Below are 17936 nucleotides of genomic sequence, written 5' to 3'. Positions count from 1 at the left end.
TTCCGGGACCGCGATGATCGTGGTCCGCGTCGCGAGGGCGGTTTCCGTGACGATCGTGGTCCGCGCCGTGAGGGCGGTTACGGCGGTCCGCGTCGTGAGGGCGGCTTCGGTGGCCCGCGTCGTGACGACGAGCGTGGTTCGTTCCGGGACCGCGATGATCGTGGTCCGCGTCGCGAGGGCGGTTTCCGTGACGATCGTGGTCCGCGCCGTGAGGGCGGTTACGGCGGTCCGCGTCGCGAGGGCGGTTACGGCGGCCCGCGTCGCGAGGGCGGCTTCGGTGGCCCGCGTCGTGACGACGAGCGTGGTTCGTTCCGGGACCGCGATGATCGTGGTCCGCGTCGTGAAGGCGGAGACCGCGAGGATCGTGGTCCGCGCCGCGAGGGCGGTTACGGAGGACCTCGGCGTGAGGGCGGATTCCGGGATGACCGGGGTCCCCGCCGGGACGGCGACGAGCGCAGGCCGTACCGTGACCGGGACGATCGTGGTCCGCGCCGTGAGGGCGGTTACGGCGGCCCGCGCCGTGAGGGCGATGACCGGTCGCGGCCGTTCTCGCGCGAGCGCGAGCAGGGTTCCGAGGGCACCCGCGCCAGGTATGGACGTCGCGACGACGAGAGCGCTCCTCAGCGCGAGCGCCTCCCCGACGTCGCGCCTGACATCACCGCGGACGAGCTCGATAAGGAGGTCCGCGAGGAGCTGCGCTCCCTGCCCGGCGACCTGGCCGAACTGGTGGGCAGGCATCTGGTCGCGGCCGAACGCGCGCTCGGCGACGACGACCCCGACCGTGCGCACGAGCACACCAAGGTTGCTCGGAGGTTCGCCGCGCGCATCGGCGTGGTGCGAGAGGCTGCGGGCATCGTCGCCTACCGGGCCGGGCACTTCTCGGAGGCGCTCAGCGACCTGCGCGCCGCCAGGAGGTTGACGGGCTCCGACGCGTACCTGCCGGTGATGGCCGACTGCGAGCGTGGTCTCGGACGTCCTGAGCGCGCCCTCGATCTCGTCCGCTCGCCCGAAGCCGAGCGTCTTGAGCGGCCGGAACGCATCGAGCTGTCCATCGTGGAGTCCGGTGCCCGCCGTGACCTCGGGCAGTTCGACGCCGCGGTCATCACGCTGCAGCGGGTGGCCGAGCTGCGTGACCCGCAGCCGAGGCCGTGGTCGGCGCGGCTGGCGTTCGCGTACGCCGACGCGCTTGCCGACGCCGGGCACCAGGAGGCGGCCACTGACTGGTTCGCCCGAGCGATGGCGTTCGACGAGGACGGCGAGACCGACGCCGCCGAACGCTACGCCGAGCTGACCGGCGCCGTCATCGAGGACGTCGAGGAAGACTTCGACGACGCCGCACACGTTGAGGAGGCGGACGAGGAAGTGGACGAGGAGGCGGACGACGCCGCCACGTTCGCCGAGGCCGGCGACCTCCTGGACGGCCCTGCTGCGGACGTTCCCGCAGCAGACGACTCTGCCGCGTCCAGCTCCGCCGCGGAATCTCCCGCATCTGCCGAGCCCGAGGCGAGGGTGGAGCCCGAGCCCGCCGCTGGATCCGAGGCGGAGGCCGCGAAGGTCGAAGCCCAGCCCGAGGCGGAGGCCGCGAAGGTCGAAGCCCAGCCCGAGGCGGAGCTGGTGGCGGACGTTCCGGCCATCACCCCGGCGTTCATCGAGCCGGACTTCGGTGACATCCTGAGCGAGCCCGAGCCGTCGGCCGAGGACAAGGGCAAGCGCGAAGACTGACGTCCCGGCCCCGCCGTACGATGCTGTACGGCGGGGCCGCTTGTCCTCCTTGTCTGGCAAGGCATCTGCTACGGCGTGGCCTGCTTACGTCCCGTCCTGACTTGACGCCGCGTCACTTCATCTCGTGGAATTTGGCGAGACGCGGTTGAGCCAGTGGAGGATGCCTGCCACATTGGACGGTGCTCCACTCAGCAGCTCGAACTGCTGGGCCGTCTCGTCGTCCTCGGCTTTGAGAGCTGTGTAGCGCTCCTTGGTGCGGTCGCGGACCATGGCGACGGCGTGGTCGAGGTCCAGGCCTTCGGAGTGAGCCTGGCGGGTCAGGTCCACCCAGATGCGAAGTTCCTCCGCCGACCGATCCAGTGTCTCCTGGACGGCGTCCACCGGCCCGTAATGGCTGAACAGCAGCCGTTGCGGGCCAAGCGCCCCGAACAGGGCGATCGAGTTGAGCGCGGTCTCCAGGTCGAAGTCCGGCGGCGGGGTCGCGGGACGCAGGTCGCCGGTCTGCGGCAGATAGACGCCCGCCGCGTCGCCCACGTACAGGTCGCCGGTGGCGGAGTCGACCAGGCCCACGTGGTGCTTTGCGTGGCCAGGGGAGTAGTGGCTGTTAAGCGTCCTGCCGTTGCCGAGGTCGATGGATCCGGTGTCGCCGAGCGCGACAATGCGCTCGGCGTCGGTCGGCGACAGCTCGCCGAACAGCGTGTCGAGCTGGTCACCCCAGACCATCCGCGCACTCGCCATCAGCCTGGACGGATCGGCCAGGTGCCTCGCGCCCTTCTCATGCACCACAATCTGCGCGGACGGGAAGAACCGCGCGATGTCCCCCACGCCCCCTGCGTGGTCCAGGTGAATGTGCGTGACCACCACCGTGGCCAGGTCCTCCGGGCCCACGCCGAGCGTGGCGAGCGCGTCGCGCACGATCGGAGCGGAGGTCGAGGTGCCCGTCTCCACCAGGCACGGACGGTCTCCCAGGATCAGGTAACCGGCGGTGATCCCCGAGTACCCCGCCATCTTGGTGTCGATCTCATAGACGTCGCCGCCGAGGTTGGTGATGTTGTCCACAGGCACTCCCGCACGCCAGCCGTTATCCCCAGAACGGCGTTCGAGCCGATCCGGCCTTGCTCTCATCGTAAAGAGTGATCTCCAGCAGAGCACCCAAGGGAGGAAGACAATGGACCGGAACGAGGTCGTGCTGGTGGGAAGGCTGTCGGCGGCACCCGAAGAGCGGACCCTGCCGAGCGGCGACACGCTGACCAAATGGCGCATCATCGTCCGTCGCCGCCGTCACAGGCGCGGCGGCACCCTGACCGACAGCATCCCGTGCGTCACCTTCGACGCCGATACGGCCGCGTTGATCCGCAACCTGAAACCTCGCGACCCGGTCGAGATCACGGGCGCGTTCCGGTGTCGCGTCCACGGGCCGTCGGGCGCCAAGGTCTGGAGCTACGAGGTGGAGGTGGCGGGCGCGAAGGCCGTCGAAGCAGAGCCGGTCGATCCGCCCGACTCGATCGTCACCCTCACTTCTCCGCCGCCGCGCCCGGTCATCTACTTTGCGGAAGCAGGCTAGCCGCCCCGTCGGCGCCAGCTGGGGGTGACCGATTCCACATTCGTGATCATTTAGCTCATACGGATGGTGCCCGCGTTCAAGGGGGCAACCAGAGTGTCCGCTGGTTGATGCGGAGGTGCCCTGCGAACGGGGAAGTGTCACTTGGCCGCCTGTGAGAACTGGTTTCTGGGCGGGCGGCCGTCCAGTCGCGGTCGCTCCCAATGACGCTGGTCGGCGGGGGTGCCCGTCGAACGTTGAACGTGCTGGCGGACGTGGCATCAGGGGGTCGGCAACCTGCGACAACTATCTGCTGAGCGAGCATCGGCGGATACTCGGCGCGGCGAAGGGCCTTGCTCAGGTCGCTGTATCTGCCTGCTGTGACGTCCGTGGGGCTCCTACGGACGCTGGTTGTCGCTGGCGCACGGCGCCGTCGGTGGGACTGCGCCGTGCGTGGATGCGTGGGCGACGTTGCCATGGGCCAGTGGAGTCATAGGCCGTTTACGGCTCCAGAGAGGTAAGGGCGGCGGGGCGTTCGCTGTGTTCGAACGGGAGACGGGGAGGTGTGAAGGAGGCGGGAAGGGTGTTCGTGGTGGGAACCGGGGTGAGGGGGGCCGGGTCACGGGTGAGGGCTCGGCCGTGGTGAGGGGCTCAGTCGATGGCGAAGGTGCGCAGGACCAGGCCTGTTCGGGGCTTGGGTCCGAACGAGGTGGACTTGCGCGGTACCCGTTCCCCGCCCGCCGCGACCGCCAGCACGTCGTCAATGTTCAGCGGCTTGAGGATCACGGCGGTGCCGCCTGTCCGAACGGCCAGCTGTACGGCGGCTGCCGGGTCGTGGTGCACGATACGTACGGTCTGCTCGTCGTCGTGCATGCCCCAGACCTTCGGCAGGACGAACTCACTGAGAATCGAGGTATTCAGTGAGTTCCACCGGTCGGAGTGCTCAGCGGGCATGGCATGGGCGAGCTGCACCGGGTCGGGGTCGGTGAGCAGGTGACTGCTGCTCTCACCGGCGAGCAGGAAGGCCGGCTCAGCGGCCTCGTGGAGCGCGGCCAGCCCTTCGGCAAGGTTGGCGTAGTCATGCACACGCCAAGACCCCTTGGCGCGGGCGGCCGCCTCAGTGAGGGGCAGCCCCGGGATGACCCGGTGGATGGCCTTGAGGTCGGGTGGGTACGCGGTCGAGTCGACGAGCAGGGCGAGCCCGAAGTCCCACGGCCCGACGGGGGGCTCGGTGGGCTCACCAATCGGCCTTGGGGAGATGTTTGAGGCTGCTGGAGTTGGCCCCGGTGCGCCTGGTTCGAAGGTGGTGGCGTCCGATGTACTCGGTCCGGGCGGCCTGACTGGTGCGGGGGGTCGCCCTGGAGGCTGCTGGGGCGTACTGGCGTTGCGGGCGGCGTGTTCCAGGCGTTGGAGCACACGGTACGTCGCGTACCGGTGGTGGCCGTCGGCGATCAGGGCCTGACGGTCGTGAAGGTCGGCGTTGACGGCCTCGATCTCGGACTGCTCCGTGACGGCCCACAGACGGTGGGTGATGCCGTCCGCCGTACGGGCGTTCACCAGAGGTGGCCATGTGGACGCCACCTCGTCCACCAGGCGGCTGGTACTGCCGTTGCCGCCGTCGTAGAGGAGGAAAATGGGTTCGAGGTTCGCTTGGGTCGTGCTCATGAGGGCCAGACGGTCAGCGATGGGGCCAGGGAGGACGTCCTCGTGAGGGAGGATGATCCGTTGGGCCGGGTCGGCGAGCCCGATGTCGCCGATGAGGCCCCGCTGGAGGACGCCTGGTCCGCTCTGCTCGTATACGTACAGCGCCGCGAGGTCGTCGGGTACCAGGACACCCGTCTCCAGCCAGGAACGCAGTGTCTCCCGGGCATCGACGTATCGCTCATCGGCCTGAATCTCGAAAGTCCAGGCGGTGTCGCCGATCGGCTTCTCGGTCGCTGTCGGCAAGTGGCCGATCGCCGCCTTCGGTCGTATCGGGGCCGCGGCGACGTGTTTGCCGGACGTCTGTGGGGGCTCGTCTCCTGATGCCGGAGTCGCTCCAGGGCCGTCGACACCTGGGGCTCCGAGGGCTTCGGGGAGATTGTTCGCCCGTTCTGCGGACGTTCCGTGGATGTCTGCGCTCTCTGGAGTCTCGTGGGCGTTGCCATAGGGCCCGCCAGTGTTCGTGTCGGGGCGGCCCTGAGCATCGGCTGACACGATGCGGACTCCGCCTGGCGACTCGCCAGGTGCGGTGGGCTCGGTGGGTGCGACCGGGGCGGCAGGTTCGGTTGCCCCGGCGGGCTCGCTGGGTGCGGCGGGCTCGGTGAGCGTGACGGGTTCCGTTAGCGCGGCAGGCGCGGTCAGCTCTGCGGGCTCTGCGGGTTCGGTGGATGCGGTGGGCTCGGCGGACTCGATTGAGGGTGACGGGGACGGCGCGCAGGGAAGGATGAGGCGGACGACGTTGTTTGGATGGGTGTCCAAGAGGTCGCGGATGTCGCTGTCGCTGATCAGGTCGTAGGGCGGAGAGGTCACCTTGGCGGGGTCGTCCACAGCGAAACGGACGCCCCGGAAGGGCCGTAGCACCAGTCCATCGGGTACCGGCAGTTCAGGAGTCCCCATACCGGGCATGCTCCCATAAGTGGCCGAGTCTCCCGGAAGTCGCCCCAACGTCCCGGCGGTGCCCGAGCCCGTTACGGGTCGTGCGGAACCGTTGCCTGTCGCTGAAGGAGCCCTCACGCATGGTCCAAGGTAGGAACGCCCACGATGATTCCCCCGGAACCCCTCGAGGCGACGTCTATGACTGGTATCAGCGGGGGGTGAAACTGCTGAAAGAGGGCAGTCCCGCGGCCGCGGCCGCGTTGCTGGAACGGGCCGCGGCGGCGGAGCCCGATTCTCGGAGCATCAGGGAGGCGCTGGCCAGGGCCCAGTTCAACTCGCGACAGTATGAGGAGGCCGCGGCCAGTTTCCGGCGGATCGTCGACGCGAATCCAGCTGAGGACTATGCCTATTTCGGCCTCGGTCTGTCGTTGTGGCGGACCGGCGACGTGGAGGGTGCACAGGAGCCGCTCGCGATCGCGGTGGCCATGCGACCTGACGAGCGGCATTACGTGTCTGCGCTGAGGAACGTCCGAGCCACGTTGCGGGCTCGCCGCGAGATGTAGTCAGACGGTCGTGGGCCACGCCACGGGCGACGCATCGGCAGCACCGGCTGCCAATCAGGGACGGGCATGGTCTGCGGCGCCGGTGTGCTGCAGTTCGGCGACGACGTTGCGAACCCGTTCGAGCAGCGGGCTGGTGTCGTCGGCTCGCCAGACCAGGTGCAGCACAGTTGAGGTGCCGGCCAGAGCCCGGGGCGTCACGCCGACGCGGCGCAGTGCGCGATGTGAGTCGGCCAGCACGGCTGCGCCGAATCCAGCCGCGACCAGTGCCAGCAGCGTCTGGACGCTGTGGCCTTCAGCGCCGACATGCGGCACGACGCCGGCGTGGTGGCACAGGGCGATGATCTCGTCGTAGGAACGGGGAGAGACGTCGCGTGGCCACAGGACCAGGGGGATCTGGCCGAGTGCGGACAGCGGGGGCAGGCTCTGTCCCGTATGCCAGCGGATGCCCTGCGGGCAGGAACAGCGTGAGCGGCTCGCGCCACCAGACCTGTGTGGCCAGGCGGGCATCTCGGATCGGCAGCCGCTGTACTGCGAGGTCGCACGTGCCGCTCAGCACGCCGGACGACATCTGGTTGTCGTTGAAACTCTCGACCAGCCGTAGATCCACCCGGGGCAGTTCGCGGCGCAGCCGTCCCAGTGCATTGCCGAGCGGTCCGTTGATGCCCGAGCCCGCGAACGTGATCGTGAGCTGTCCTGACAGCCCTTGGCCGGCCAGTCGTGCGTCGTCCAGCGCGGCCTGCGCTTCGGCAAGGACGCCACGCGCCCTTCGGCGAGCGCGGCCTTCTGACGATTATCAACGTCGGCTGACGGCGCGATGTCCCCGGCGATGCGCCCGAGGTGGAACAGCCGGCGGTGACGTTCTTGCGCAAGGCAGGCAGAAACCCCAGCTCGCTTCGCCCGGCTGGGGTTTCTGCACGCCTGGCCTCGTCGACCACAGCGAGTCTCACCGGAGCGCGTGCTCATCCGCCCAGGTCGCGATGGCCGTGGCGATCAGCTCGGGATGGTCTTCGGGAGTATGGTGCCCCGCGATCTCGTCGTACTGCCGGATCTCGAGGGCGGCCATGTTGGCTGCGCACCAGTCGATCATGTCCTGGTGCATCATCGCGCCGGGACCGGGCGTGAAGGTGAGCAGCAGCTTCGGCACCTCCACACTGCCGGCCAGCCACGTGTCGTACGCCTCGACCCGGGCCACGACATCGGCGGGCTCGCCGGCCAGCGGCATCGAGCGCGCCCACTGCAGCAGCGGCAGGCGGCTCTCCCGAGTTGGGTACGGCTTGCGGTAGATGTCCAGGTCGTCCTGGCTGATCGGGGTGGCAACGGTGCCCGGCAGCGCCTGCTCGAGGAAGGCGTTGTCGTCCAGGATCATCTTCTCGCCGACGCCCTGGGTTTTGATCGCCTGGAACTGCTGGCGGCCGCCGTCTGGGAACTCCTCCCAGGTCATCGGCTTGACGATGGTTTCGGTGACGGCGATGCCACGCACCCTGCCGGGGTGGCGGGAGGCCCAGTCGAAGGCCAGCGCGCCGCCCCAGTCATGGCCGACGAGGACCACGTCGTCGAGTTCGAGGACGTCGAACCAGGCGTCGAGATAGCGGGCGTGGTCGGCGAAGGTGTAGTCGACATCGGGTTTGCCGGACTCGCCCATGCCGATCAGGTCGGGGGCCAGGCGGCGGCCCTTGCCGATCGCCGGGAGGACGCCCCGCCACAGATGGGAGGAGGTGGGGTTGCCGTGCAGGAAGACCATCGGCGCCCCGGAGCCGATCTCCCGGTAGGAGATGGTGGAGTCGAGTACGTGCTGAACGGGCATGACAGGTCCTTCAGATGTTGAGGTTCATGATCCGGTCGACCGCGATCTCGATGACGATCCGGCCGGGTGGGTTCGGTGGCGGGACGGCATAGCGTTCGGCGTAGCGGCGGGCCGCGTCGCTGAGATGTGCCGGGTCGGTACGGATGGTGGCGGGGCCTTCGAGGGTGACCCAGCGGAACCCGGCCACCTGGCAGAGCGCGGCACGGCCGCCGGAGCCGGCGGCCAGGTTCCTGGCCTTGCGGGAGGAGGCCACGGTCAGCACGCGGGCCAGGCCGGCGTGCCGGTCCCAGGTGAAACGCACGGCCACCACGTGTGGTGAGCCGTCAGGCCGGAGGGTGGTCAGGGTCGCCACGTAGGGCTCGGCGAGGAATGCCTCGACCCGGCTCATCGGAAGGCGGCGACGTTGCGGCCGGCCCAGTCGGCGAAGGAGCGGGGAGCACGCCCCAGGATCCGCTCGACATCCGGGCTGACCTTCTGCTCGGCGTCCGTCGGTTCACCCAGGATGGACAGGGTCCCCTCGACGACCGGCTCGGGCATGAACTGCAGCATCTGTGTCCGAGCCTCCTGCCGGGTCTGCTCGATGAACCGCACCGGCTCGCCCAGAGCGGCGCCGATCGCCGCTGCGCGTTCCCGTGGCGTGGTCAGCGCGGGCCCTGTCAGCTCATAGGTACGGCCCGCGTGCCCGTCCTCGCGCAGGGCGACCGAGGCGACCTCGGCGATGTCGGCCGGGTCGATGGTCGGCAGGCCGATGTCGCCGAAGGGGGCGGCAGCCGTACGGGCCGCGCGGATGGACTCGGCCCAGGCGTAGGCATTGGAGTGGAAGCCGCCGGGCCGCAGGATCGTCCACTCCAGGCCCGACCCGCGGACCGCCTCCTCGAAGGCCGCAGGGTGGCGGTAGACGTGCGGCCTGGTCCCTGCACCCTGGGAGGACAGCAGGACCACCCGCCGGACATCGGCGTCCCGGGCGGCGTCGAGGATGGCCTGCGGGTGCTCGCCTGCCACCAGGAGGAACAGCGCCCGGGCTCCGTCGAGGGCGCCCTTCAGGCTGGCGGGGTCGCCCAGGTCGGCCTGCACGTGCCGTACGCCCTGGTGCGGCTCTGCGGCCTGCCGGGACAGCGCGGTCACGCGCTCGCCCGCGGCCGTGAGCAGCGCGACCAGCCGGCCTCCGACGTTCCCTGTGGCACCCGTCACTGTGATCATTGTTCTACCCCTCAAGTGAGTTAGTTGGCTGACTCGGTGAGACCATAACGGCTCGCGAGTTGTCTGTCTATAGTGAGTCAGCTGACTAACTCAAGAATCTCGGGAAGCGGGGAGGACGGGTCGCCGGGCGAGGGGGCGAAACGTTCCCGGTTCGCGCTCGCCTACCGATCTCAGGTTGTTTGGATCGTGAAGTTGCGGATTCTTCTGCGTGGTGCTGTTCCGCCCTGGTAGGGCGCGTGGTGAGCTCACTGATGATGCATGGGCCTTGGTCGAGCCTCAGCTGCGGCTGGGTGAGCGGGGCCCTATCCCGGATCTGCGGCGGTCGTTCAACGGGGATCCTGGCCCAGCCAGATCAGGGCGCTGGCCGGAAGGGGTCAGGATGGCCCGGGAAGGGCCGGAACTGCCCGGGGGCTGGAAGAGGCGCCTCAACGGCCACGCGCGTGTGCCGGTGGCGGCCAGGTCAACTCCTCGGCCTGCGGATTCGACTACTTCTTGGTGAGGGCGCCGGTTGCCGCCCCAGCGCCGTTTCGCCCGGCGGCGTGGTGGTCCGGGTTGAAGGCGCCGAACGGTTCCGACCGTTGGGCGGGAGTGAGGGCGGGATTCCTGGACAGTCCCTTCTGTGGGGGTTCGGCGGCGACGCTAAAGTCACACGCGGCGTGAGAGTCAACCAGGAAGAGGCGCAGTGCTGATCGACGGCTATGACACCTTGCTGCTCGACCTCGACGGGGTGGTCTACCTGGGCAGCCATGCGGTGCCGTGCGCGCCGGAGGCGCTGGAGGAGGCGCGGGGCAGGGGAGTCCGGCTGGCATTCGTGACGAACAACGCTTCTCGGACTCCGGCCGCCATCGCCGCTCATCTCCGCGAGTTGGGTGTGTCCGCCACCGCGGTGGACGTCGTCACGTCCGCGCAGGCGGCTGCGCGGCTGGTCGCCGAGCAGGTGCCCGCGGGGTCACCTGTGCTGGTGGTCGGAGGGTCGGGGCTGCGACTGGCCGTGCGGGACCGAGGGCTGAGGCCCGTCACCACGGCGAGAGAGGCACCGGTCGCGGTCGTGCAGGGGATCGCGCCCGGGCTGTCGTACGGGCTGCTGTCAGAGGGAGCCCTGGCCGTGCGGCAGGGGGCCCTGTTCGTGGCGTCCAACAGCGACACGACCATGCCCACCGGGCGGGGGGAGTTGCCGGGGAACGGGGCCATGGTGCGGGTGATCGCCACCGCTACCGGGGTCGAGCCGGTGTACGCGGGGAAGCCGGATCCGCCGTTGCACCGCGAGTCGATGATCCGTACCGGTGCCAGGCGACCGCTGGTCGTGGGGGATCGGCTGGACACCGACATCGAGGGCGCCACGAACGCGGGCGTCGAGAGCCTGCTGGTGCTCACCGGGGTCGCCACGCCGCTCGACCTGCTGACGGCCTCGCCCGAGCACCGTCCGACCTACATCGCCGAGGACCTGACCGTGCTGCACCTGCCCTATCCGGAGGTGCGGCAGGGCGCGTGCGGAGGGTGGCGGGCACGGTGGGACGACGGCAAGCTGCGGCTCGACGGCGACGGCGCCCGGATCGACGGCCTGCGGGCCGCCTGTGACGCGTCCTGGACGGCCGCCGGCGACGGCCGCGCCGACGAGGACGCGGTCAAGCCGGTCCTCGACCGTCTCGGGTGAGGGGCCGAAGGGGCTTTCCGGACGATGCGACCGTAGAGGTCCCGTACACACCGTCAAGCTCAGGTTGACGGGCCGTGGTCTGAATGGAGGTTGCCAGGCCAGGCGGTCGGTCGTCGGTCCAACGAGTGGTGCCGCACGGTAGCGGGCCTGGTGCGGGCTGCGAGGCGGTCGCTGGGGCGGGAACTGCCGGGCAGGCGCTGCCGCAGCAGCGTTCCCGCCGCCCAGCAGACCCATCGGCGAGACCCGCGGGGCTGCCGGTCGGCGCTGAGGGGACGCCCGCTTTCACCCCTGTTCGCCCCTGGCCGAACAGTGCACGACGTCGCCATGGCCCGATCAGAGCAGGCGGCGCAGCCGCAGCAGATCGCCGAAGCTGGCATCGATCTTCACCCGTCCCCCGAGCAGCGCCCGCGCCAGGTCCAGTTCCCCCTCGACCAACGCGATCAGGTCGTTGCTGACGATCGTCAGCTTCACGTCCGCCGGACGTCCGTCGGCGGGCGGCTCCTCCTGGAACGGGTCGAGCCCGTCGTGGTGCAGACGGCCGTAGAAGATCACGTCGAGGTCGGAGATGCGGCAGCTGATCGTGCGCTCGACCACGTGCTTGGCCCTGGCCTCGGAGTCAAGCTCGTCGAACTGGGCGACGAGCTTGACCAGCGCCGCCCGGCACTCCTCGACACTTGCCATGGATGCGTTTCCCTTCTTTTCCATTTACGGACGGTAGCGTTCCACACCGGCGGCACCGTCGCATGCCCGTTCAACGCGTGACACACCCGCCAAGGTGCCGGGCGCTCGCGCGAAGCGTTACGGTCGTGTCATGAGTGTGCTGCCGGAGGACACCGGTGACGAGCGGGTCGACGCGGTCCTCGCCGGGCTCGGCCGCCTGGCCGAGCTGCCGGTGAGTGACCACGTCACGGTCTTCGACGACGCCTTCTCCGGGCTCGAGGCCACGCTCGCCGCCGTGGACGACCAGTGAGCCGCAGGGTCAGGCTGGACAGCGAGCTGGTACGGCGCGGCCTGGCCAGGTCGCGCGAGCAGGCGGCCCAGCTCATCGAGGCCGGTCGGGTCAGCGTGGGCGGCCGGCAGGCGGGCAAGCCCGCCACCCAGGTCGAGACCGCCTCGGCCATCGTCGTGGCCGAATCGGCCGACGGGCCCGACTACGTCTCCCGTGGTGCGCACAAGCTGCTGGGGGCGATCGAGGCCTTCAGGGCTCTGCGCGTGGAAGGCCGTCGCTGTCTCGACGCGGGCGCCTCGACCGGCGGGTTCACCGACGTGCTGCTGCGCAGGGGCGCCGCGCACGTGCTCGCGGTCGACGTCGGTTACGGTCAGCTCGCCTGGTCCCTGCGCACCGACGAGCGGGTGACCGTGATGGAACGCGTCAACGTCCGCGATCTGACGGCCGAGATGGTCGGCGAGCCGCCGACGCTGGTCGTGGGCGACCTGTCGTTCATCTCGCTGCGGCTGGTGCTGCCCGCCCTGGCGGCCGTCGCCGCCGACAGGGCCGACTTCGTGATGCTGGTCAAACCCCAGTTCGAGGTGGGCAAGGAGCTCGTGGGGGCAGGAGGCGTGGTGCGCGACCCCGAGCTGCGGGCGCGGGCCGTCCGCGACGCCGCCGCCAAGGCGCGTGAGCTCGGCCTGACTGTGCGTGGCGTGACTGCCAGCCCGCTGCCGGGGCCGTCGGGAAACGTCGAATATCTGCTCTGGCTGGGCAAGGGAGAGGGCGAGCCGGCGGTCGCCGACCTCGACACCGAGATCCAGCGCGCCGTCGCGGAAGGGCCGCAATGAACCGGACCGTGCTGGTCACCGTCCACACCGGGCGTGAGGCCGCTGTCGAAAGCGCCCGGCTGGTCGTGGGGCGGCTGCTCGACGCCGGGATCACCGTCAGGGTGCTGGACGTGGAAGCCGGCGATCTCGGCTGCCCCGACGTCGAGACGGTGCCCTGCGACCCCGCCGCGGCCAAGGACGCCGAGGTGATGATCGTGCTCGGCGGCGACGGCTCGCTGCTGCGCTCGGCCGAGATCGCCAGGCCCACCAGCACGCCGCTGCTCGGCGTGAACCTGGGCCACGTGGGCTTCCTCGCCGAGGCCGAGGTCGCCGATCTCGCCGCGGCCGTCGACAGCGTGGTCGCCGGGCACTACGACGTCGAGGAGCGCATGACGATCGACGTCATGGCCAGGCTGAACGGGCAGGTCATCGCCGACACCTGGGCGCTGAACGAGGCCAGCGTGGAAAAGTGCGACCGCATGCTGGAAGTGGTCGCCGAGATCGACGGCAGGCCGCTGTCGCGCTGGGGCTGCGACGGCGTCATCTGCGCCACCCCGACCGGCTCGACCGCCTACGCCTTCTCCGCGGGCGGCCCGGTGGTGTGGCCGGAGGTCGAGGCCCTGCTCATGGTGCCCATCAGTGCCCACGCGCTGTTCGCCAGGCCGCTGGTGGTCTCGCCGCGTTCCACGCTCGCCGTCGAGATCCTGCCCGACACGCCCGGCGGTGTTCTGTGGTGCGACGGCCGCCGCCGCTTCGACCTGCCGTCCGGCACCCGCGTGGAAGTGCGGCGAGGCAGCAGTCCGGTGCGGCTGGCGCGGCTGCACGGCGTGGAGAGCACGGGCGCGCCGTTCACCGACAGGTTGGTCGCCAAGTTCGAACTGCCCGTTCAGGGGTGGCGCGGACGGGTGCGTCCCTGACTCAATTAGCTGTGGGGCGCGTAGGATTCTGTGCGCACAGGTGTTCGGATGGACGACGGGAGTGGGCAGTGCGACCCAGGGTCGAGGAGGTCCGCATCCAGGGGCTCGGCGTCATCGACGAGGCCGTGCTCGAGCTTTCGCCGGGCTTCAACGTGGTCACCGGCGAGACCGGCGCGGGCAAGACGATGGTCGTCACCGGGCTCGGCCTGCTGTTCGGTGGCCGGGCCGATCCGTCGCGCATCCGTCCCGGAGCCGACAAGGCCACCGTCGAGGGCACGCTCGTGATCGAGTCCAGCGGGCGCGTCTTCCAGCAGGTCGAGGATCTCGGCGGCGAGGTCGAGGACGGCGAGCTCATCATCTCGCGCACCGTCTCCGCCGAGGGCAGGTCGCGTGCCTGGCTCGGCGGCCGCACCGTGCCCGTCGGCACGCTGACGTACCTGGCCGACGACCTGGTGGCCGTGCACGGCCAGATGGACCAGCAGCGGCTGCTCCAGCCCGCCAGGCAGCGCGCCGCGCTCGACCGCTACGCCGGCGACGAATTGGTCAAGCCGCTGCGCGCGTACGAGCAGGCGTACAAGCGGCACAAGCAGGTCGGCGCGCTGCTGCAGGAGCTGACCACCCGGGCCAGGGAGCGCGCGCAGGAGGCCGACATGCTGCGCTTCGGCCTGGAGGAGGTCGAGAAGGTCGATCCCAAGCCCGGCGAGGACGCCGACCTGCGCGGCGAGGAGGAGCGGCTCTCGCACGCCGACGCGCTGCGCAGCGCCGCCACCAGCGCGCACACCGCACTGCTCGGCGACCCCATGGAGGCCACCGGAGGCACGCACGACGTGATCTCCCTGCTCGGCGAGGCCCGCTCGGCCGTCGAGGCGGTGCGCGACTTCGACGAGCAGCTCGCCGGGGTGGCCGACCGGCTGGCCGAGGCGGGCTACCTGATCTCCGACGTCGCCACCGACCTGGCCGCGTACGCCGAGTCGATCGAGTCCGACCCGGCCCGGCTGGCCGCCGTGCAGGAGCGCAGGGCCCTGCTGTCCGGGCTGATCCGGAAGTACGCCGAAGACAGCGCCGGTGTCCTGGCCTGGGCGCAGCAGTCGGCCGCCAGGCTGGCGGAGCTGGAGGGCGACGACGACCGCATCGAAGAACTGAGCCGCGAGCACGACGAGCTCACCACCCGGCTCACCGACCTCGCCGCCGAGCTGACCCGGGTGCGCACTGCCGCCGCCGAACGGTTCGGGCAGGCCGTCACCGAGGAGCTGACCGCCCTGGCCATGCCGCACGCGCGGGTCGTCGTGCAACTCACCCAGGCCGCCGAGTTCGGCCCGGACGGCGTCGACGAGGTGGAGCTGCGGATGGCCGCCCACCCGGCGGCGCCGCCGCTGCCGCTGAACAAGGGCGCGTCCGGCGGCGAGCTGAGCCGCGTCATGCTCGCGATCGAGGTGGTGTTCGCGGGCGCGGATCCGGTGCCGACGTTCGTGTTCGACGAGGTCGACGCGGGTGTGGGCGGCAAGGCCGCGGTCGAGATCGGGCGCAGGCTGGCCAGGCTGGCGCGTACCGCCCAAGTGATTGTTGTCACTCATCTGCCGCAGGTCGCGGCCTTCGCCCACCAGCATCTGGTGGTGGAGAAGGCCAGCGACGGCAGCGTCGTCCGCAGCGGCGTTCTCGCCCTCAATCACGAGGGGCGGGTGCGCGAACTCTCCCGCATGCTGGCGGGAATGGAAGATTCAGAACTGGGCAGGGCGCATGCGGAAGAACTGCTCGGATTGGCCGCTGCCGACAGGTGATCCTGTGTGACATAGCGGACACGCCGCGCAGTGCATGGCCTCCGAGCTGTTTCGCTCTGGCAGGATGGTCTTGATGAAGGTTCCGGGGAGAAACTTGCCGGGCCTCCGCGGTAGGAAGGTCGACGACCTTCCCGGTGTCACGGCAGTGGCGAGAATCGATCGGCGGACCAAGAGGCTCACCAAGCGCCTCCAGCCCGGTGAAATCGCGATTATCGATCACGTCGACGTTGACCGGGTCAGCGCGGAGGCGCTGGTGGCGTGCGGAGTCGCGGGCGTCGTCAACATCGCCGTGGGCATCAGCGGGCGCTACCCGAACCTCGGCCCGCAGATCCTGGTCGAGGCGGGCGTGCCGTTCGTCGACAACGCCAGCCACGAGCTGTTCGAACGCGTCCAGGACGGTGACGTCGTCCGGCTGCAGGACGGCGTCGTCTACCTCGACGAGGACGTGGTGGGCAAGGGCGACGCGCAGACACCCGAGGCCGTCGAGGCCGCCATGGCCGAGGCCAGGGCCGGGCTCACGGTGCAGATCGAGGCGTTCGCCGTCAACACCATGGAGTACGTCCGCGGTGAGGGCAGGCTGCTCATCGACGGCGTCGGGGTGCCGGAGATCCGCACCCCCATGGAGGGCAGGCACGTCCTCGTGGTGGTACGCGGCTACCACTACAAAGAGGACATCGCCACACTGCGTCCCTACATCCGCGAGTACCGTCCGGTCCTCATCGGAGTCGACGGCGGGGCCGACGCGCTGCTGGAGGCGGGCTATCTGCCCGACGTGATCGTGGGCGACTTCGACTCCGTCTCCACCAAGGCGCTGAGCTGCGGCGCCGAACTCATCGTGCACGCCTACCGCGACGGCAGGGCGCCGGGCCTCGAACGGGTGCACCAGCTCGGCCGCGAAGCGGTGATCTTCCCCTCCACCGGCACCAGCGAGGACATCGCGATGCTGCTCGCCGACGAGAAGGGCGCCGAGCTGATCGTCGCCGTCGGCACCCACAACACGCTGGAGGAGTTCCTCGACAAGGGACGTGCCGGCATGGCGAGCACCTTCCTGACCCGGCTGCGCATCGGCAGCAAGCTCATCGACGCCAAGGGCGTGAGCCGGCTCTACCGCAGCCGCATCTCCACGCCCCAGCTCCTGCTGCTCGTGATCACCGCACTGATCACCATGAGCGTCGCGCTCTTCCTCTCGCCGATCGGCCAGACCTGGCTGAACGGCCTGCAAGACGCCTGGAACGCCTTCATCTTCTGGTTGGTCGGACTGTTCTCGTGATCGATTTCCGTTATCACCTCGTCTCCATCGTCGCGATCTTCCTCGCCCTGGCGGTGGGCATCGTCATGGGCACCACGCTGCTGCAGGAGCCCGCCATCGAGCTGGCGAAGAAGACCAGCGACGACCTCACCAAGGCCAACTACGGGTTGCGCACCGACCTCGACACCCTGCGCGGCCGCGAGGCGGCCAACGACGCGTTCATCACCTCGCTCACCCCGGAGGTCGTCGGGGGCACGCTCACCGGCCAGCGCGTCCTGCTGGTCGACACGCCCGGCTCCAGCGCCGCCAACCGCGAGGCCGAGCAGCAGATCCTCGCCCAGGCCGGGGCCGTCTACGCGGGCCGGGTCACGCTGAGTGAGACGTTCCTCGACTCCCAGCGGTCCGGCGTGATCGAGAATCTGACCACCCAGCTCAAACCCGGCGCCATGACGTTCGAGCCGGCCGCCTCCGTCTACGACAAGGCGGCCACGCTGCTCGGGGCCGCCCTCCTGACCAACGACCCGGCCCAGGCGGGCACGCCCAACAACGCCACGGCGGGCGTCCTCGACGGGTTCGAGCGCGCGAACCTGCTCACCGTCGACGGCGACCCCACCAAGCGGGCCACGGTGGCCGTCATGTTCGCGCCCGAGAAGCCGTTCGACGGCGAGCACGCCGAGATCCAGTCGGCCGCCCTGGTCTCGCTGGCCGGCGGCCTCGACGCGGCGGGCAAGGGCACGGTGGTGGCCGGCACCGCCAGCACCTCCGCCGTCGCCGGCGGCCTGATCAGCGCGGTGCGCGACGACAGCGAGGTGGCCAAGCGCGTCTCCACCGTCGACACCGCCGATATGCCCGCGGGCCGCGTCGTGGTCGTCTACGCTCTTCGCGAGCAACTGAGCGGGCGCGCCGGCCAGTACGGCGTCGGCACCGGAGCCTCGGCCCCCCAGCCCGCCGCTCCCACCCCGACCGCATCCCCCACCCAGTCAGGGAGCTGACATGGCCCGTGGCCTGCTCTACGCTATCGCGGGCGCCGCGATGGGCGCCGCCGCCGCCCGTGCCGCCTACGCCGCCTTCACTCGCAGGGCGCCGCAGCCGGGCGAGAAGGACCAGGGCCGCTGGACCCGCACCAACCACAGGGGCGAGCCGATCACGCTGCTGGAGGGCCCCGCGTTCGTCG

Annotated in this window: 18 protein-coding genes and 3 pseudogenes; 11 read left to right on the top strand and 10 right to left on the bottom strand. The window is 70.2% G+C overall.

The window, feature by feature from the left end; genetic code table 11:
- A partial coding sequence (locus tag ABZ297_RS40005; RefSeq protein WP_355357396.1) for a hypothetical protein occupies positions 1-789 on the bottom strand: 789 nt, incomplete at its 3' end.
- Between ABZ297_RS40005 and ABZ297_RS40000 the strand changes: the two genes are divergently transcribed.
- Positions 727-1722, top strand: a complete 996-nt coding sequence (locus ABZ297_RS40000) for a hypothetical protein (RefSeq protein ID WP_355357393.1) — start codon at positions 727-729, stop codon at positions 1720-1722. The genes ABZ297_RS40005 and ABZ297_RS40000 overlap by 63 nt on opposite strands.
- Positions 1723-1839: 117 nt before the next feature.
- Here ABZ297_RS40000 and ABZ297_RS39995 read toward each other — a convergent pair whose 3' ends face one another.
- Positions 1840-2781, bottom strand: a complete 942-nt coding sequence (locus ABZ297_RS39995) for an MBL fold metallo-hydrolase (protein WP_355357390.1) — start codon at positions 2779-2781, stop codon at positions 1840-1842.
- A 109-nt stretch (positions 2782-2890) separates the two neighbouring features.
- On the opposite strand from ABZ297_RS39995, the gene ABZ297_RS39990 reads away from it, so the two are divergent.
- The gene (locus ABZ297_RS39990; protein WP_355357387.1) at positions 2891-3286 is read left to right on the top strand and encodes a single-stranded DNA-binding protein; all 396 of its coding nucleotides are present in this window, start codon (positions 2891-2893) and stop codon (positions 3284-3286) included.
- 627 nt (positions 3287-3913) lie between these two features.
- Here ABZ297_RS39990 and ABZ297_RS39985 read toward each other — a convergent pair.
- Together ABZ297_RS39985 and ABZ297_RS39980 are read right to left on the bottom strand one after the other, a co-directional pair.
- Positions 3914-5209: a DUF1015 domain-containing protein gene (locus ABZ297_RS39985; RefSeq protein WP_355357402.1), complete on the bottom strand. Its 1296-nt coding sequence runs from the start codon at positions 5207-5209 to the stop codon at positions 3914-3916.
- A gap of 468 nt (positions 5210-5677) precedes the next feature.
- Positions 5678-5860 (bottom strand): annotated as a pseudogene (locus tag ABZ297_RS39980) (DUF1015 family protein); the annotation flags it as partial.
- 197 nt (positions 5861-6057) lie between these two features.
- Here ABZ297_RS39980 and ABZ297_RS39975 point away from each other — a divergent pair.
- Entirely contained in the window at positions 6058-6402 is a 345-nt protein-coding gene (locus ABZ297_RS39975) for a tetratricopeptide repeat protein (protein ID WP_355357384.1), read from the top strand.
- A 54-nt stretch (positions 6403-6456) separates the two neighbouring features.
- Here the strand turns inward: ABZ297_RS39975 and ABZ297_RS39970 are convergent, their stop codons facing one another.
- The 5 genes and pseudogenes from ABZ297_RS39970 to ABZ297_RS39950 form a co-directional block, all read right to left on the bottom strand.
- Positions 6457-6909 carry a LysR family substrate-binding domain-containing protein gene (locus tag ABZ297_RS39970; protein WP_355357381.1) on the bottom strand — a complete coding sequence of 151 codons (453 nt, stop codon included), beginning with the start codon at positions 6907-6909 and terminating at the stop codon, positions 6457-6459.
- 22 nt (positions 6910-6931) lie between these two features.
- Positions 6932-7063, bottom strand: a pseudogene (locus tag ABZ297_RS39965) (hypothetical protein); the annotation flags it as partial.
- Between the two features lie 282 nt (positions 7064-7345).
- The gene (locus ABZ297_RS39960; protein ID WP_355357378.1) at positions 7346-8206 is read right to left on the bottom strand and encodes a haloalkane dehalogenase; all 861 of its coding nucleotides are present in this window, start codon (positions 8204-8206) and stop codon (positions 7346-7348) included.
- Positions 8207-8216: 10 nt separating this feature from the next.
- Positions 8217-8594, bottom strand: a complete 378-nt coding sequence (locus ABZ297_RS39955; RefSeq protein ID WP_355357375.1) for a TIGR03618 family F420-dependent PPOX class oxidoreductase — start codon at positions 8592-8594, stop codon at positions 8217-8219.
- A complete protein-coding gene (locus ABZ297_RS39950; protein ID WP_355357372.1) occupies positions 8591-9406 on the bottom strand; it encodes an NAD(P)H-binding protein in 816 nt (271 codons plus the stop codon). Before ABZ297_RS39950 ends, ABZ297_RS39955 begins: the two co-directional genes overlap by 4 nt.
- A gap of 682 nt (positions 9407-10088) precedes the next feature.
- On the opposite strand from ABZ297_RS39950, the gene ABZ297_RS39945 reads away from it, so the two are divergent.
- On the top strand, positions 10089-11060 hold the full coding sequence (locus ABZ297_RS39945; protein WP_355357369.1) for an HAD-IIA family hydrolase: 972 nt from the start codon (positions 10089-10091) through the stop codon (positions 11058-11060).
- 333 nt (positions 11061-11393) lie between these two features.
- Here the strand turns inward: ABZ297_RS39945 and ABZ297_RS39940 are convergent, their stop codons facing one another.
- Entirely contained in the window at positions 11394-11741 is a 348-nt protein-coding gene (locus ABZ297_RS39940) for an SCP2 sterol-binding domain-containing protein (RefSeq protein WP_355357366.1), read from the bottom strand.
- 130 nt (positions 11742-11871) lie between these two features.
- On the opposite strand from ABZ297_RS39940, the gene ABZ297_RS39935 reads away from it, so the two are divergent.
- The 7 genes and pseudogenes from ABZ297_RS39935 to ABZ297_RS39905 all read left to right on the top strand — a co-directional run.
- Positions 11872-12030, top strand: a complete 159-nt coding sequence (locus ABZ297_RS39935; RefSeq protein WP_350810285.1) for a hypothetical protein — start codon at positions 11872-11874, stop codon at positions 12028-12030.
- Positions 12027-12839: a TlyA family RNA methyltransferase gene (locus ABZ297_RS39930; RefSeq protein WP_355357363.1), complete on the top strand. Its 813-nt coding sequence runs from the start codon at positions 12027-12029 to the stop codon at positions 12837-12839. The genes ABZ297_RS39935 and ABZ297_RS39930 overlap by 4 nt, the downstream gene beginning before the upstream one ends.
- Positions 12836-13735 (top strand): NAD kinase, encoded by a 900-nt coding sequence (locus ABZ297_RS39925; RefSeq protein ID WP_355357360.1) that lies wholly within the window; start codon positions 12836-12838, stop codon positions 13733-13735. Before ABZ297_RS39930 ends, ABZ297_RS39925 begins: the two co-directional genes overlap by 4 nt.
- Positions 13736-13803: 68 nt before the next feature.
- Positions 13804-15513 carry a DNA repair protein RecN gene (gene recN / locus ABZ297_RS39920; protein ID WP_355357357.1) on the top strand — a complete coding sequence of 570 codons (1710 nt, stop codon included), beginning with the start codon at positions 13804-13806 and terminating at the stop codon, positions 15511-15513.
- Positions 15514-15586: 73 nt separating this feature from the next.
- On the top strand, positions 15587-16783 hold the full coding sequence (gene steA, locus ABZ297_RS39915; protein WP_355357354.1) for a putative cytokinetic ring protein SteA: 1197 nt from the start codon (positions 15587-15589) through the stop codon (positions 16781-16783).
- Positions 16780-17754 (top strand): copper transporter, encoded by a 975-nt coding sequence (locus ABZ297_RS39910; RefSeq protein ID WP_355357351.1) that lies wholly within the window; start codon positions 16780-16782, stop codon positions 17752-17754. Before steA ends, ABZ297_RS39910 begins: the two co-directional genes overlap by 4 nt.
- A gap of 1 nt (position 17755) precedes the next feature.
- Positions 17756-17936: pseudogene (locus ABZ297_RS39905) on the top strand (hypothetical protein); the annotation flags it as partial.

Source organism: Nonomuraea sp. NPDC005983, from assembly GCF_040614375.1.
In the GTDB taxonomy this organism is placed as follows: domain Bacteria; phylum Actinomycetota; class Actinomycetes; order Streptosporangiales; family Streptosporangiaceae; genus Nonomuraea.
This window is presented reverse-complemented; position numbering and strand designations above follow the sequence as displayed.

Coding starts and splice junctions, on each gene's coding strand:
- ABZ297_RS39960 (WP_355357378.1), bottom strand. CDS start 8,206: ATGCCCGTTCAGCACGTACTCGACTCCACCATCTCCTACCGGGAGATC.
- ABZ297_RS39925 (WP_355357360.1), top strand. CDS start 12,836: ATGAACCGGACCGTGCTGGTCACCGTCCACACCGGGCGTGAGGCCGCT.
- ABZ297_RS39970 (WP_355357381.1), bottom strand. CDS start 6,909: ATGCCCGCCTGGCCACACAGGTCTGGTGGCGCGAGCCGCTCACGCTGT.
- ABZ297_RS39955 (WP_355357375.1), bottom strand. CDS start 8,594: ATGAGCCGGGTCGAGGCATTCCTCGCCGAGCCCTACGTGGCGACCCTG.
- ABZ297_RS39940 (WP_355357366.1), bottom strand. CDS start 11,741: ATGGCAAGTGTCGAGGAGTGCCGGGCGGCGCTGGTCAAGCTCGTCGCC.
- ABZ297_RS39935 (WP_350810285.1), top strand. CDS start 11,872: ATGAGTGTGCTGCCGGAGGACACCGGTGACGAGCGGGTCGACGCGGTC.
- steA (WP_355357354.1), top strand. CDS start 15,587: ATGAAGGTTCCGGGGAGAAACTTGCCGGGCCTCCGCGGTAGGAAGGTC.
- ABZ297_RS39990 (WP_355357387.1), top strand. CDS start 2,891: ATGGACCGGAACGAGGTCGTGCTGGTGGGAAGGCTGTCGGCGGCACCC.
- ABZ297_RS39950 (WP_355357372.1), bottom strand. CDS start 9,406: ATGATCACAGTGACGGGTGCCACAGGGAACGTCGGAGGCCGGCTGGTC.